At 67.5% G+C, this 15,093-nt stretch carries 13 protein-coding genes; 3 read left to right on the top strand and 10 right to left on the bottom strand.

The features are described 5' to 3' along the window. Positions 1 to 7 precede the first annotated feature (7 nt). The gene (gene rsmA, locus AB3147_RS04560) at positions 8 to 799 is read left to right on the top strand and encodes a 16S rRNA (adenine(1518)-N(6)/adenine(1519)-N(6))-dimethyltransferase RsmA (RefSeq protein ID WP_175123313.1); all 792 of its coding nucleotides are present in this window, start codon (positions 8 to 10) and stop codon (positions 797 to 799) included. A 118-nt stretch (positions 800 to 917) separates the two neighbouring features. Here the strand turns inward: rsmA and AB3147_RS04565 are convergent, their stop codons facing one another. Beyond that, positions 918 to 2,060 carry a glycerate kinase gene (locus AB3147_RS04565; RefSeq protein ID WP_367351473.1) on the bottom strand — a complete coding sequence of 381 codons (1,143 nt, stop codon included), beginning with the start codon at positions 2,058 to 2,060 and terminating at the stop codon, positions 918 to 920. A 106-nt stretch (positions 2,061 to 2,166) separates the two neighbouring features. Between AB3147_RS04565 and pyk the strand changes: the two genes are divergently transcribed. Next, entirely contained in the window at positions 2,167 to 3,609 is a 1,443-nt protein-coding gene (gene pyk, locus AB3147_RS04570; RefSeq protein ID WP_175123311.1) for a pyruvate kinase, read from the top strand. 55 nt (positions 3,610 to 3,664) lie between these two features. On the opposite strand, the gene AB3147_RS04575 is transcribed toward pyk, so the two are convergent. Next, positions 3,665 to 4,894: a nucleoside recognition domain-containing protein gene (locus AB3147_RS04575; RefSeq protein WP_175123310.1), complete on the bottom strand. Its 1,230-nt coding sequence runs from the start codon at positions 4,892 to 4,894 to the stop codon at positions 3,665 to 3,667. A 143-nt stretch (positions 4,895 to 5,037) separates the two neighbouring features. On the opposite strand from AB3147_RS04575, the gene AB3147_RS04580 reads away from it, so the two are divergent. Further along, positions 5,038 to 7,503, top strand: a complete 2,466-nt coding sequence (locus AB3147_RS04580) for an acyl-CoA dehydrogenase (RefSeq protein ID WP_367351474.1) — start codon at positions 5,038 to 5,040, stop codon at positions 7,501 to 7,503. On the opposite strand, the gene def is transcribed toward AB3147_RS04580, so the two are convergent. From def to glyQ, 8 genes are read right to left on the bottom strand one after another with little or no spacing between them, the layout of a single operon-like run. Continuing rightward, complete coding sequence (def, locus tag AB3147_RS04585) at positions 7,500 to 8,033, bottom strand: peptide deformylase (protein ID WP_152383492.1); 534 nt, start codon at positions 8,031 to 8,033, stop codon at positions 7,500 to 7,502. The two genes, AB3147_RS04580 and def, sit on opposite strands and share 4 nt — an antisense overlap. A gap of 14 nt (positions 8,034 to 8,047) precedes the next feature. Continuing rightward, a complete protein-coding gene (gloA, locus tag AB3147_RS04590; protein WP_063955180.1) occupies positions 8,048 to 8,443 on the bottom strand; it encodes a lactoylglutathione lyase in 396 nt (131 codons plus the stop codon). A gap of 11 nt (positions 8,444 to 8,454) precedes the next feature. Beyond that, positions 8,455 to 9,597, bottom strand: a complete 1,143-nt coding sequence (locus AB3147_RS04595) for a 2-aminoethylphosphonate--pyruvate transaminase (RefSeq protein ID WP_367351475.1) — start codon at positions 9,595 to 9,597, stop codon at positions 8,455 to 8,457. A gap of 46 nt (positions 9,598 to 9,643) precedes the next feature. After that, entirely contained in the window at positions 9,644 to 10,669 is a 1,026-nt protein-coding gene (locus AB3147_RS04600) for a YgjP-like metallopeptidase domain-containing protein (RefSeq protein ID WP_367351476.1), read from the bottom strand. Continuing rightward, positions 10,656 to 11,384, bottom strand: a complete 729-nt coding sequence (locus AB3147_RS04605; protein ID WP_175138872.1) for a lysophospholipid acyltransferase family protein — start codon at positions 11,382 to 11,384, stop codon at positions 10,656 to 10,658. Before AB3147_RS04605 ends, AB3147_RS04600 begins: the two co-directional genes overlap by 14 nt. Positions 11,385 to 11,388: 4 nt before the next feature. Continuing rightward, the gene (gmhB, locus tag AB3147_RS04610) at positions 11,389 to 11,928 is read right to left on the bottom strand and encodes a D-glycero-beta-D-manno-heptose 1,7-bisphosphate 7-phosphatase (RefSeq protein WP_175123306.1); all 540 of its coding nucleotides are present in this window, start codon (positions 11,926 to 11,928) and stop codon (positions 11,389 to 11,391) included. After that, the gene (gene glyS / locus AB3147_RS04615; RefSeq protein ID WP_367351477.1) at positions 11,925 to 14,063 is read right to left on the bottom strand and encodes a glycine--tRNA ligase subunit beta; all 2,139 of its coding nucleotides are present in this window, start codon (positions 14,061 to 14,063) and stop codon (positions 11,925 to 11,927) included. Before glyS ends, gmhB begins: the two co-directional genes overlap by 4 nt. Beyond that, positions 14,064 to 14,975, bottom strand: coding sequence for a glycine--tRNA ligase subunit alpha (gene glyQ, locus AB3147_RS04620; RefSeq protein ID WP_062683440.1), 912 nt, complete (start codon positions 14,973 to 14,975; stop codon positions 14,064 to 14,066). Positions 14,976 to 15,093: the final 118 nt, after the last annotated feature.

Consider the following 15,093-nt stretch of genomic DNA (forward strand, 5'->3'; position numbering starts at 1 on the left):
GCTTTTCATGTCTCAACACCAGGCGCGCAAGCGCTTCGGCCAGAACTTCCTGACCGACGACAGCGTCGTCGAGTCCATCGTCCGGGCGGTTGCGCCCGCCCGCGACGATGCCGTGGTCGAAATCGGCCCAGGCCTGTCCGCGCTGACGCGGCCGCTGCTCGAGCGCCTGGACCATCTCACCGCCGTCGAAATCGACCGCGATCTGGCCGCCCGCCTGCGCAAGCAGTTCGAGGCTTCGCGCCTGACGGTCGTCGAGGCCGACGCGTTGACGGTGGATTTCTCGCAGTTCGGCGGCGCGCTGCGCGTTGTCGGCAACCTGCCCTACAACATCTCCAGCCCGTTGCTGTTCCACCTGATGACGTGGGCCGATCACATCCGCGACCAGCATTTCATGCTGCAGCGCGAAGTGATCGACCGCATGGTGGCCAAGCCCGGCTCCGGCGATTTCAGCCGCTTGTCCGTGATGCTGCAGTCGCGCTATCGCATGCACAAGCTGTTCGACGTGCCGCCCGAGGCCTTTGATCCGCCGCCCAAGGTGGTGTCGGCCATCGTGCGCATGGTGCCTTTACCGGCGGACCGCCTGCGGCCCATCAGCGAGCGTGCGTTCGAAACCGTCGTGGCGCGCGCCTTTTCGCAGCGCCGCAAGATGCTGCGTCGGGTGCTGGCCGACTGGGCGCCGCAGGTGCCCTGGGAAGCGCTTGAAATTGCGCCCACCGCGCGCGCCGAGGATATTTCGGTGGACCGCTACATCCGCCTGTCGGATGCGCTGGTCGAAGCCGGGGTGTTGGCGCGCGATTGACGTCCTTTCGGTATGGCAAGGCAATGCAAAAAGGCCCCTCGGGGCCTTTTTGCTTTTCCGCGCTAAGGCGGGGCGGCAACGTCGCCGGCATGCACGGTGAGGGTGGCCGGCTGACGGATCACAACATGCGTTTCTGCGCCGCCATCCAGAGCTGCATCACGTCCCGCGCCCGGTCGGTCAGCAGGCGCTCGGCGTCCACCAGAGCCTGCTGCAACGTGATGGGGCCTGGGGCCAGACTGAATGCGGCGCTGATGCCGCAGGTGTGCAGGGCCTCGTAGCCTTCTCCCAGCGAACCGGCCAGCGCCACGACGGGTACGCCCGCGCGCTGCGCAATCCTGGCGACGCCGGCGGGCGTCTTGCCCCGCAGGGTCTGTGCGTCCATCCGGCCTTCGCCGGTGAAAACCAGCGTTGCGCCTTCCATCGCGTCGGCCAGGCCACCCAGTTCCGCGACGATTTCCACCCCGGGGCGGAAGTGCGCATTGAGAAACGCCTTGGCGGCAAAACCAAGGCCGCCCGCAGCGCCGGCGCCGGGCGCATCGCGGTGATCCGCGTTCAGATGCCGGGCGCAGACGTCGGCAAAGTGGGCCAGCATCGTGTCCAGCTTCTGCACCTGTTCCGGCGTCGCGCCTTTCTGCGGACCGAAGACATGCGAGGCGCCCTGCGGACCGCACAAGGGGTTGTCGACGTCGGAGGCGATGTCGATGCGGACGTGCGCCAGCCGCGGGTCCAGGCCGCGAGTGTCGATCGAGGCAAGCTGCCCCAGCGCGCCGCCGCCCGGCGGCAGGCTGTTGCCGCCCGCGTCCAGCAGGCGCAGGCCCAGCGCCGTCAGCATGCCGGCGCCCGCGTCGTTGGTGGCCGATCCGCCAAGGCCGAGGATGATGCGCGTGGCGCCCGCGTCCAGTGCCGCGCGCATCAGTTCGCCCACGCCGTGGCTGCTGGCGCGCATCGGGTCGCGCTTTGCCGGTGCAATCAATTCAAGCCCCGCCGCAGCGGCCATCTCGATGATGGCGGTGCCGTCTTCCAGCAGTCCCCAGACGGCATCGACCTTGTGTCCGAGCGCGTCGTTGACCGCGATCTGCTGTTCCTTGCCCCCGGTGGCCGCGAGGACGGCTTCGACGGTGCCTTCGCCGCCGTCGGCCATTGGGACGCAAACCGTATGCGCGCCGGGAAAGGCTGCCTTGACGCCGCGCGCAATGGCGGCGGCCGCATCCGGCGCGGAAACGCTTTCTTTGAACGAGTCGGGAGCGATGACGATTTTCACGGGTGTCGTTGGGCGCGTTGAGGGTCGGAAATGTCACCCATGATACCCGTGGCAACGCGGCCGGCGTACCATAGCGCTTTCGTTGTTTTTGCGAGAGTGGACCGCCATGCCTGTATTGCGCCGCACCAAAATTGTCGCCACCCTGGGACCCTCGACCTCGTCGCCCGAACGCATCGACGCGATGATTCGCGCCGGGCTGGACGTGGCGCGGCTGAACTTCTCGCACGGCAGCGCGGACGATCACCGCGAACGTGCGCGCATGGTGCGCGAGATCGCCGCCAAGCAAGGCCGCTACGTCGCCATCATGGGCGACCTGCAGGGTCCCAAGATCCGCATCGCACGCTTTGTCGACAAGCTGGTGCATCTGCAGGTGGGCCAGCCGTTCACGCTGTCGCGCGTGCATCCCAAGGACGCGGGCACCGCCAGCATCGTGGGCATCGATTACCCCGAACTCGTCACCGACTGCCGCGTGGGCGACGAGCTGCTGCTCGATGACGGCCGCGTCGTGCTGGTCGTCGACCGCGTCGAAGGCGACGAGGTCCACACCACCGTCACGGTGGGCGGCCCGTTGTCCAACAACAAGGGCATCAACCGCCGCGGCGGCGGCCTGTCGGCGCCCAGCCTCACTGACAAGGACCGCGTCGATATCAAGCTGGCCGCTGAAATGGAACTGGACTACGTGGCCGTTTCGTTCCCGCGCTATGGCAGCGACATCGACGAGGCCCGCACCCTGCTTGCCGCCGCCGGCAGTCAGGCGTGGATCATCGCCAAGATCGAACGCGCGGAAGCCGTGGCCGACGACGAAGCCCTGGACGCGCTGATCCGCGCCAGCGACGGCGTCATGGTGGCGCGCGGCGACCTGGGCGTGGAAGTGGGCGACGCCGAACTCGTGGGCATCCAGAAGCGCATCATCCAGCACGCGCGCACGCTGAACAAGGTCGTCATCACCGCCACGCAGATGATGGAGTCGATGATCTCCAGCCCCATGCCGACCCGTGCCGAAGTCTCCGACGTGGCGAACGCAGTGCTGGACTACACCGATGCCGTCATGCTGTCGGCCGAAAGCGCGTCGGGCCAGTACCCGGTGGAAACCGTGCAGGCCATGGCCCGAGTGTGTCTCGGCGCCGAAAAGCACCCCACCTCGACCAAATCGCACCATCGCGTGGGCGAAACCTTCACGCGCTGCGACGAGACCATCGCGCTGGCGGCCATGTATGCGGCCAACCATTTCCCCGGCGTGAAAGCCGTCATCGCGTTGACCGAAAGCGGCCATACGCCGCTCATCATGTCGCGCATCCGCTCAGGCGTGCCTATCTACTGCTACAGCCCGCACAGCGTGACGCAGAACCGCGTAACCATGTTCCGCGGCGTGTACACGATTCCGTTCTCGCCGTCGGACTACGATCCCGCGGACCTTTCCAACGCCGCCATCGACGAACTACGCAAGCGCAATCTGGTGCAGACGGGCGACTGGGTCATCCTGACCAAGGGCGATTTCTACCGCGACAGCGGTGGCACCAACGGGATGAAGATTCTGCTGGTGGATTGAAGCGGACGCGTTGCGGCGCGGCGCGGGCGTGAATGCCGGCCGCCGCGCCCTGCGGTCAACCAAAGAACCAGTAGCAGACGCCGATCGCGGCCAGCACGCCGGCCAGGTCGGCGATCAGCGCGCAGCCCACTGCATGGCGGGCGCGCAGGATCCCCACCGATCCGAAATACACCGCCAGCACGTAGAACGTGGTCTCGGTGCTGCCTTGCACCACCGCAGCCAGCAGCGCCGGGAAACTGTCGACGCCAAAATGCGTCATGGTTTCCAGCATCATGGCGCGCGCCGCGCTGCCCGAGAACGGTTTGACCAGTGCAGTGGGCAACGCGTCCACAAACCGCGTGTCCCAGTTGGCCTGCGCGGCCACCCAGCGGATGCCGTCCAACAGGAAGTCCAGCGCGCCCGACGCGCGCAGCACGCCCACGGCGCAAAGCATTGCCACCAGATAGGGCAGCAGGCTCTTGGCGATGTCGAATCCTTCCTTCGCGCCCTCGATGAAGGCCTCGTACACGGGCACCTTTTTCCAGGCGCCCACGATCAGAAACGCCAGCAGGATGCCGAACAGCGTCAGGTTGCCCATCAGCGAGGACAGCGAGGAAATCGCGGCCGCCGACATGCTGGCCAGCAGCGCCATGAACCCGCCCAGCACCAACGCGGCGCCGCCCAGCCACAGCATGATGACGGGATCGGCCAGGCGCAGGCGCTGGCACAGCGCCACCGCCAGAAAACCGGCCAGCGTGGACGCGCTGGTGGCCAGCAGGATGGGCAGAAACACCAGCGTGGGATCGGGCGCGCCCTGTTGCGCGCGGAACATGAACAGCGTGACGGGCAAGAGTGTCAGCGACGACGCATTGAGCACCAGGAACAGGATCTGCGCATTGGTGGCGGTGTCGGGCTTGGGGTTGAGCGATTGCAGCTCGCGCATGGCGCGCAGGCCGATGGGCGTGGCGGCGTTGTCCAGCCCGAGGCCATTGGCCGCAAAGTTCAGCGTGATGAGGCCGATGGCTGGATGATTGCGCGGCACCTCGGGCATCAGACGCGCGAACAGCGGTCCCAGCAACCGCGCCAGCTTTTCGACGAGGCCCGCGCCTTCGGCGATGCGCAGGAAACCGAGCCACAGCGTCAGCGTGCCAAACAGCAGCACCATCACTTCCACGGACACGCGCGCCATGTCGAACAGGCTGGCGACCATCTGGCGAAAGACCTCGGGATCTCCGATGACCAGCCAGCGGTACAGCGCGGCCGCGGCAGCGGTGAGGAAGAAGCCAAGCCAGAGTTTGTTCAGCATGCGGACGTGCCCGGACAGCGGTTGATTGCGCATCAGCGCGGCGACGCTCATTGTCGCAGAGTCGGTAAGCCGCAGCTTGGCCGCACGGCGCCAATTCTGGTACTTTGCCCCGATACGTCTTGTAGCGAACCACAGGGGGACCCATGGATTTCAACGCCTGGCGCCGGCGCCGCATTTCGGAACCCGCATACCGCTGGGCCCGCAATGCATTGCCGGCCATGTCGGCCACCGAACGCGAAGCCATCGAAGCCGGCGACAGCTGGTGGGACGCCGACCTGTTCACGGGCAACCCCGACTGGCGCAAGCTCCTCGCCGTGCCGCCCGCGACGTTGACGTCCGATGAGCAACGATTCATCGACGGCCCCGTGCGGCAGCTTTGCGGCATGCTGGACGAATGGGACATCTCGTGGAACCGCCGCGATCTGCCGCCGCGGGTCTGGGAATTCCTGAAGGCGCAGCGCTTCTTCGGCATGATCATTCCGCGGCGCCATGGCGGCCTGGGCTTTTCGCCGTACGCGCACTCCGAGGTCGTGCGCCGCATTTCCGCCTATTCCATCACCGCCGGCGTCACGGTCATGGTGCCGAATTCGCTGGGACCCGGTGAACTGCTCATGCAGTTCGGCACGCAGGCGCAGCGCGATTACTGGCTGCCTCGGCTGGCCGATGGCCGTGAAGTCCCGTGCTTCGGCCTGACCAGTCCCGAAGCCGGATCGGACGCGGCTTCGATGGTCGATACCGGCGTCGTGTGCCGCCAGGTCGTGGACGGCCGAGAGATCATCGGCATCCGCCTCAACTGGCACAAGCGCTACATCACGCTGGGGCCGGTGGCCACCGTGCTGGGGCTGGCGTTCAAGATGTCGGACCCCGACGGCATCCTGGGCGGCGCCAAGGACATCGGCATTTCCGTGGCGCTGGTCCCCACGGATGCGCCCGGCGTCGACATCGGCCGCCGCCACCTGCCTGCCATGCAGGTCTTCCAGAACGGGCCCAACTCGGGGCGCGACGTCTTCGTGCCGCTGGATGCGCTGATCGGCGGCGTGGAGCGCGCCGGGCAGGGCTGGCAGATGCTGATGAGCGCGCTGGCCGCCGGACGCGGCATTTCGCTGCCGTCGCTGTCGGCGGCCGCCGCGGCGATGTGCGCGCACACCACCGGCATGTACGCCCGCGTGCGCGAGCAGTTCGGCATACCGATCGGCAAATTTGAAGGCGTGCAGGAGCGGCTGGCCAGCCTGGCCGGCAACGCCTATCTGGTCGAGGCTGCGCGCCGCCTGACCTGCGCCGCGCTCAACCAGGGCGTCAAGCCCGCGGTCGTGTCCGGCATCATGAAATACCACGCCACCGAGCGCATGCGCACGTCGGTGAACGACGCGATGGACGTGCACGCGGGCCGCGCCGTCATGGACGGGCCCAGCAATTACCTCGGCTCGCTGTACCGCGCCGTGCCCATCGCGATCACGGTCGAGGGCGCCAACATCCTCACGCGTAATCTGATCATCTTCGGGCAAGGCGCCATCCGCGCCCATCCCTACCTGATGCCGGAGATCCTGGCGCTGGGCAATCCCGACGAGGAACGCGGCATCGAGGTCTTTCACGATGTCTTCTGGCGCCATCTGCGCCACGCGGGCATGAACACGTTGCGCGCGATTGGCCGCGCCTGGACGGGCGGCATGCTGGCGCCCGCGCCGGCCTCGGGGCCGGTGGCAGGCCATTACCGGAGGCTGGGCCGGTATGCGTCGGGCTTTGCGCTGCTGGCGGACGCTACGCTGGCGCAATTGGGCGGCGGCCTGAAGCGCCGCGAAATGATCTCAGCCCGGCTGGGCGACATCCTGTCCGAACTCTATCTGCTGTCCGCCGTGCTCAAACGCTGGGAAGACGAAGGCCGCAAGCACGATGACCTGCCGCTGGTGCGGTGGTGCATGGCGCAAGGCTACGCCAGCATCGAGAAAAGCATGGATCAGGTGCTGCGCAACTTGCCGGTCAAGGCGCTGTCGTGGGGCCTTCGGGCGGCCATTCTGCCCTTGCGGCTGGCCAGGGGCCCGGACGACGCGCTCACGCGCGAATGCGCCGAGCTGCTGCTCAAGCCGTCGCCCACGCATGTGCGGCTGGCGGCCGACCTGCAGCGCGAGCCCGGCGATGATCCGTTGGGCCTGTTGACCCGCGCCTTCGCGCTGGCCGACGCGGTGCAACCGATCCGCGACCGTCTGCGGCAGTCCAACGTGCGCGACTGGCGCGAGGCCCATCGGCGCGGGGCGATCACGGACGCGCAGGCGGCGCAGCTCGAAGCCGCGGAAGCGACCGTGCTGAAGGTATTGCAGGTGGATGATTTTGCGCCGGAGGCGCTGACGCCGCAGGGCGAAGGGGCGCCGGTTCGCGCGCAGGAGCAGGAACAGTCGGAACCTCAGCAGCGGGAACGGCAGCAGCCGGAACCGCAACAACACGATCCGCAGCAGCCGGAACCGCAGCAGCCGGAACCGCAGCAGCCGGAACCGCAGCAGCCGGAACCGCAGCAACCGACACCGCAGCAACCGGAACCGCCGCGGCAATCACCGCAACCGCCGCAACAGGAGAACGAGCCCCCCGCTGCGGCAAGGCCCGCCGATAACGCCTAGTCGTCCTGGTTCGGGTCCATGCCCGGAAACAGGATTTCAGTGAAGCCGAACTTCGTGAAATCCTGGATCCGGGACGGATACAGGCGCCCGATCAGGTGATCGCACTCGTGTTGCACGACGCGCGCATGAAAGCCCTCGGCTTCCCGTTCGATCAGCTGGCCGTACGGATCGCGGCCGCTGTAGCGGATGTGGCGGTAGCGGGGCACCAGGCCGCGCAGGCCGGGCACCGACAGGCAGCCTTCCCAGCCGTCTTCCATCTCGTCCGACAGCGGCGTGATGACCGGATTGCACAGGATCGTCTGCGGCACCGGCGGCGCGTCGGGATAGCGGTCATTGCGGTCGAAACCGAAGATCACCAGTTGCAGGTCCACGCCGATCTGCGGCGCGGCCAGGCCCACGCCCTGCGCGGCCGCCATGGTCTCGAACATGTCGTCGATCAGGGCGTGCAGCTCAGGGGTGTCAAAACGATCCACGGGCGGCGCCACGCGCAGCAGCCGCGGGTCGCCCATTTTCAGGATGGGATGGATCATGGCCGGCGTCCGGGTCAGTCCTGGCGGTCTTTCTTCTGGATGAACTCGATCTTGTAGCCGTCGGGATCTTCCACGAAGGCGATGACCGTCTTGCCGTGCTTCATGGGGCCGGCTTCGCGGGTGACCTTGCCGCCGCGTTCCTTGACCTTGTCACAGGCTTCGTAGGCGTTGTCGACTTCCAGGGCGATGTGGCCGTAGCCGTTGCCCAGGTCGTACTTGTCGGTGTCCCAATTGTGGGTCAGTTCGATGACGGCGCCATCGACTTCATCCTGGTAGCCCACAAAGGCCAGCGTGAACTTGCCGTCCGGGTAGTCGTTGCGGCGCAGAAGGCGCATGCCGAGCACGTTGGTGTAGAAGTCGATGGACTTGTCGAGGTTGCCGACGCGCAGCATGGTGTGGAGCAGACGCATGGGAAGTGTCCTTAAGCGGTGAGGGGTTGGGGGAAAAGCCGGGCATTTCCGGCGCGTTCCCGGGTGATTCCGATGTCGCGCAGCGCGCCGCCCATGGCGTCGACCGCCTGCCGCATCTGACTGGCGCCAAAGGCGCCGATGCAGCCGACCCGGAACGTGGGTTCTTCGGTGTTGGTGAAGTTGCTGATCACATAGCCGCGCTGCTTGAGCGCGTCCACGAAGAGCTGCAGGTGCCAGGTCGGGGCGTCCGGCGCGCGGACGTTGACGACGATGGGGCCTTGCAGCTCGGGCGGCAGGTATGGGGTCAGGCCAAGATCGATCACGCCATCATAGAGCGTGTGCATGTTGGCGGTGTAGCGCGCCAGCCGGGCCTCGCGGCCTTCCTGGCGGAACAGTTCCAGCGCCACGGCCAGCGCCGCCAGCGTGGGCGCCGCGGGCGTGAAGCGGGGCCCGGCGTTGGGCGCGAGCGTGTGCTGATAGATGTCCGCCAGGTCGAGCGACCAGCTTCCGGCGTTGCCGCGCGCGGCATCCAGGCTGTCGCGGCGCGCGACGACGAAGGCGGCGCCGGGCAGGCCTTCCAGGCATTTGTTCGCGGTCAGCACCACGGCGTCGACCGCGGGCAGGGCCCGCAGTTCGAGCGGCAGGGCCCCAAAGGCGGACACCGCGTCCACGATCACGCGGCGTCCCAGCGCATGGGCGATGCGCGCCAGATGAGGCACGTCGTGGCAGATGCCGCTGCCGGTTTCGCTGTAGACCAGCGCCAGGTGCGTGAGCGTCGGGTCGCGTTCCAGCGCGTCGGCAACCGCTTGCGGATCCACGCGCTCGGTCGTGCCCACCGCAAGCGGCACGGCGACGCGGCCGGCCTCGCCGGCCAGCTTCTGCAGACGGGCCGCATAGGCGCCGGTGGACGGCGCCAGCACGCGGCCGCCGGGCGGCACAAAGGTGCGGAGGGCGGCTTCGACCGCGAAATGGCCGCAGCCGGGTAGCGCCAGCGCCACGTGTTCGTCCGCGCCGGCTTGGGCAATGGCGAGCACGCCGTCGCAGACCTGCCGGTACAGGGTTCGGAAATCGTTGTCCCACGGCGCGTAGTCCTGCGCCATGGCGGCCTTCACCCGCGCATCGGTCGTGACCGGGCCCGGAATCAGCAGCAACATTTCGATTCTCCTTGGAGCGCGATAGACGCTGGTGTGCCCCGGCGCCTCAGAACTGAGGCAGCGAGGCGGGATCGTGACGCCGCAGGATGTTCTTGGCGTCTTCGAAGTCGGGCAGGATCTGGCCCACTTCGCGCCAGAAGTCCTGACTGTGGTTCATCTCGCGCAAATGGGCAAGCTCGTGCGCGATGACGTAATCGATGATGGCGGGCGCGAAATGGATCAGTCGCCAGTTCAGCATGATGTTGCCGTCGCTGGTGCAGGAGCCCCAGCGGGTGGCGGCCGACGACAGGCGCCAGCGGCGGATCTTCAGCCCGCTGATCTGCAGGAAGTGCGCCAGCCGGGTGCCGAACCAGGCGCCCGCGCGCTGTTGCAGCCAGGCTTGCGCTGCATCGCGGATGCGGCCCTGGTCGGCATTGGATGGCAGCGCCAGCCACAGCGTGTCGCCATCCTGCGGCGCGTCGGCATCGCCGGACAGATTGGCTTGGCGGCTGTCGCCGCCCACGCCGATGATGATGCGACGGCCCAGATACGGAAGTTCGCCGCCTGCCTGCCAGCGCGTGTGCGCCATCGCAAGCTGCTGCTTGCGGGCATGCCATTCACGCAGCTTGGTCAGGATCCAGCGGGATTTCTCGCGCACCGCATCGTCGATCTGCGTCAGCGTCACCCAGTTGGGCGCGGTGACGCGCAGGCCGTCGTCGGTGATGACGAAGCCGATGCTGCGCCGCCGCGAGCGCAGCAGCACGAAACCGATGGGTTGCTGTTCGGTGGGCACCTCGCGCCAGCGCGCGCCGGGCGGCAGCGGGTCGGGGCAGGGCGTGGGCACGCGTGAGGCGGCGTTGGGCGAGAGCGTCAGCAGCGGCTCGCCGGTGGCTGCGGGCGCCTTGGCGGCATCGGGAAACAGGTTGGCGGGCGTGACGGGCCGGGGAGTGTCTGGACGGTGAGCCTGGGGCCCGGCGGACGACGCCCGGGGGGCGGCCGTCGGCGTCGGCACGGCGATCAACGGCGGCGCGCCCGCGGGCGCGTCGTCTTCCTGCGTACCAAACAGGAGTTCTAGCTGATCAGTGCTGGGCATACCTTTCGGGGTTGAGACGCCGCATTTCCCCTTCGATCCAGTCCTGAACCTTCTGGTTCAGTTCTTCGGGGGTAAGACCCTTGGATTCTATCGCGGGACCGATCGACAGGGTGACCATGCCGGGATACTTGACGAAAGCGTTGCGGCGCCAGCATTCGCCGGCGTTGTGCGCCACGGGAATGACCACGGCGCCGGTGCGCGATGCGAGCAGCGCACCGCCCATCTTGAAACGTCCGGCCTGGCCCGGCGGCACGCGCGTGCCTTCGGGAAACAGCAGCGGCCAGCGGCCTTCGTTCAAACGGGTCTGGCCTTGCTTGACCACCTGTTCGAAGGCGTCGCGGCCCTTGGCGCGGTCAATGGCGATCATGCGCAAGAGCGCCAGGCCCCAGCCGAAGAACGGCACCATGTGCAGCTCTTTCTTATAGACGAAGCAAACCTCGCGCGGCATGTAGGCCGGGAAGAACAGGGTTTCCCAGGCCGACTGGTGCTTGGACAGCAGCACCGCGGGGCCGTCGGGCAGGTTTTCCCAGCCCTTGACCTGCCAGCGGATGCCGCAGAAGACCTTGGCGCCCCAGATGGCCAGGCGAGGCCAGCCCACCGTGAGCTTGTAGCGCCAGTGCAGCGGCAGCGGCGCCCACAGGATGCAGGCGAAGGCGTACGGGATGACCGTGACGGCCAGGAACACGAAATACAGGAAGGAACGAAGCCGGGCCATCGGGTCACGCGTCCTGCAGCAAGGCGTCGGCCACGGCCGACAGGTCGTTGCAGACGCGCGTGTTGTCCGGCAGTCCACCCTTGGCTTGCGTCTTGGCGCCGTTGCCCGTCAGCACCAGCCACGGCGAGCACCCGGCGGCCGACGAGGCCTGCAGATCGCGCAGCGAATCGCCCACGGCCGGGACACCGGCCAGATCGATGTCGTAGCGGTGACCAATCTGCTCGAACATGCCGGGACGCGGCTTGCGGCAGGTGCAGTCGTCGTCGGGGCCGTGCGGGCACATGAAGATGGCATCGACGCTGCCGCCTACCGCGGCGAGCTCGCGTCGCATCTTGGTGTGGATGGCCGTCAGCGTGTCCATGTCGAACAGGCCGCGCGCCAAGCCCGATTGGTTGGTGGCAACCACCACCTTCCAGCCGGCCTGCGTGAGGCGCGCGATGGCCTGCAGGCTGCCCGGCAGCGCGATCCATTCGTCGGGCGTCTTGACGAAGGCGTCGCTGTCCTGATTGATGACGCCGTCGCGGTCGAGGATGATGAGCTTCACTGGGCGAGCCTGGAAATGTCGGCGACCTGGTTCATCAGGCCATGCAGTTGGGCCAGGAGGGCGAGCCGGTTGGCGCGGACGGCCGGGTCTTCGGCCATGACCATGACGTCGGCAAAGAACGCGTCGACCGGTTCGCGGGCCTGGGCCAGCGTGGACAGGCTGCCGGCGAAGTCGCCGTCGGCAAGCTGCGCCTCGGCCTTGGGACGCAAGGCGGCCACGGCGGTGGCCAGGGCCTTTTCGGCCGGCTCCACCAGCGCGGCGTCGTTCACCGCGCCGATCTCGCCTTCGGCCTTCTTGAGCAGGTTGCCGATGCGCTTGTTGGCGGCGGCCAGGCTGGCGGCCTCGGGCAGCTGCGCAAACGCGGCGGCGGCGCGCACGCGCTCGGCCACCTGGTGCAGCGGCGGGGTCAGCGCGATCACGGCCTCGACGGCGTTGCGGTCGAAGTCGTTGATGAGCTGATTGCGATAGCGCTCATAAATGAAGGTGCGGACCTCGGCCAGCGTGTCGCCCGGAATCTTGTCCGCCGGGAATGTGCCGGCGGCCAGCTGCAGCAGGCCGTCCAGCGTCAGCGGACCGTTCTGGCTGATCTTCAGCCAGCCGCCCGCGGCCAGTTGTTCGAAGGCGCTGATCAGGCCCAACGCGGCGCGGCGCAGGCCGAAGGGGTCGCGTTCGCCGGTGGGGGCCAGGCCGATGGCCCAGATGCCGACCAGCGTTTCGACGCGTTCGGCGATGAACAGCGTGGCGGCGGTCAGGGTGTCCTGCGTGACCGGCGCGTCGTAGCGGTTGCGGTATTGGGTGCGCAGGGCCTCGACGACGCTGGCGGGCTCGCCGTCGCCGGCGGCGTAGTACGCGCCCATGATGCCTTGCAGTTCGGGGAATTCACCGACCATGTTCGAACCGAGGTCGGCCTTGGCCAGCATGGCGGCGCGGTCGGCGGCGGACACGTCGCCGCCCAGTTCGCCGGCGATGCCGCGGGCGATGGCGCGCACGCGCTCGACGCGCTCGAGCTGGGTGCCCAGCTTGTTGTGATAGACGATGGAGCCCAACTGCTCGACACGCGCGGCCAGCGGCGTCTTGCGGTCGGTCTCAAAGAAGAACTGCGCGTCGGCCAGACGGGGGCGTACCACGCGCTGGTTGCCTTCGACGATGTTCACCGGGTTGTCCGTGCGCATGTTGCTCACGATCAGGAAACGGTGAGTGAGACGGCCGGTTGCCGGGTCGAACAGCGGGAAGTATTTCTGGTTCAGCCGCATGGTCAGGATCAGGCATTCCTGCGGCACCTGCAGGAACTGTTCCTCGAACTGGCCCACATAGACGGTGGGGTGTTCGACCAGTGCGGTCACTTCATCCAGCAGCGCGGCCACTTCGGGGTCGTCGCCCAGCGTGGCGGACAGGCGGGCCGCTTCTTCTTGCAACTGGCGCTGGATCTCGGCGCGGCGCGTCTCGAACGACGCCACGACATGGCCCTTTTCCGCCACCGTGGCAACGTAGGCGTCGGCATCGGCGATGGCAACGGCGCCTTCGCTCATGAAGCGGTGGCCCAGGGTTTCGCGGCCGGCGGCCAGGCCCAGTGCCGACACCGGCACCACGTCCGCGCCGAACAGGGCGATCAGGCCGTGCGCCGGGCGCACGAACTTGACGGTGGAGACGCCGTCAGCCAATTGGTAACGCATCACCTTGGGGATGGGCAGGCCGTCGATGGCGGCTTCGATGCCTTCCTGCAGGCCGGCGGCCAGTTGCGCACCCGCGGCCGTGCCGCGCGCCACCAGGTAGTCCTGCTTGCCGTCGGATTCACGGTCCAGCGTGGCGAGGTCGATGTTTTCAAGGCCCTTGGCGGCCAGCTTCTTTTGCAGTGCAGGCGTGGCCTTGCCGTCTTCGGTCAGGCCGATCTTCACGGGCATCAACTTTTCGGCATAGGCCTGGTCGGGCGCCTGCGCCAGCACGGCGGACAGGTGGACGGCCAGGCGGCGCGGCGTCGAATAGGGCGTCACGGCGCAGCCTTCGGCCAGCAGGCCGTGGCGGTCCAGCGTGGCGCGCACGCCTTCGGCAAAGGCCTGGCCCAGCTTCTGCAGGGCCTTGGGCGGGAGTTCTTCGGTCAGCAGTTCGACCAGCAGCGGGCGGATGTTCGTCGTCATTTATGCAGCCTCCCCGGCGGCCTTGTCGCGGCCCAGCATGGGAAAGCCCAGTCGTTCGCGGGAATCGTAGTAGGCCTGCGCGACGGCGCGCGACAGGTTGCGGATGCGGCCGATGTAGGCGGCGCGCTCGGTCACGCTGATCGCGCCGCGCGCGTCCAGCATGTTGAAGGTGTGCGCGGCTTTCAGCGCGGCCTCGTAGGCCGGCAGCGCCAGCGGCACGTCCATCAGGCGCTTGGCCTCGGCTTCGTAGTCGTTGAAATGCGCAAACAGCATCTCGGCCGACGAGTGTTCGAAGTTGTAGGTGGATTGCTCGACTTCGTTCTGGTGGAACACGTCGCGGTACAGCACGCGGTTGCCGTTGGCGCCTTCCGTCCAGACCAGGTCGTACACGCTTTGCACGTCCTGCAAATACATGGCCAGGCGTTCCAGGCCGTAGGTGATTTCACCGGTGGTGGGCGTGCAGTCCAGGCCGCCGACCTGCTGGAAATACGTGAACTGCGTCACTTCCATGCCGTTCAGCCAGACTTCCCAGCCCAGACCCCAGGCGCCGAGCGTGGGGTTTTCCCAGTCGTCCTCGACGAAGCGGATGTCGTGCTGCGTGGGATCGATGCCCAGCGCCTTCAGCGAACCGATATACAGATCCAGGATTTCCGGGGGCGCGGGCTTGAGCACGACCTGGTACTGGTAGTAGTGCTGCAGGCGGTTGGGGTTCTCGCCGTAGCGGCCATCCTTCGGGCGGCGCGAGGGCTGGACATAGGCGGCGCGCCAGGGCTCCGGGCCGATCGCGCGCAGGAACGTGGCCGTGTGCGAGGTGCCGGCGCCGACTTCCATGTCGTAGGGCTGCAGCAGGGCGCAACCCTGTTTGTCCCAGTATTCCTGGAGCGTAAGGATGATTTGCTGAAAGGTGAGCATAGGATTCTTGGAATTCGGCCGCCGGGCAAAAACTGCCCTGCGCGTGGGAAACCCGGCATTTTAACTGGCCTGCGGCCGCAGCGGTCCCCGGTGGGGCCGTACCCGTTACATCTGAGGC

The organism is Achromobacter animicus (genome assembly GCF_040775605.1).
In the GTDB taxonomy this organism is placed as follows: Bacteria; Pseudomonadota; Gammaproteobacteria; order Burkholderiales; family Burkholderiaceae_B; genus Achromobacter; species Achromobacter animicus.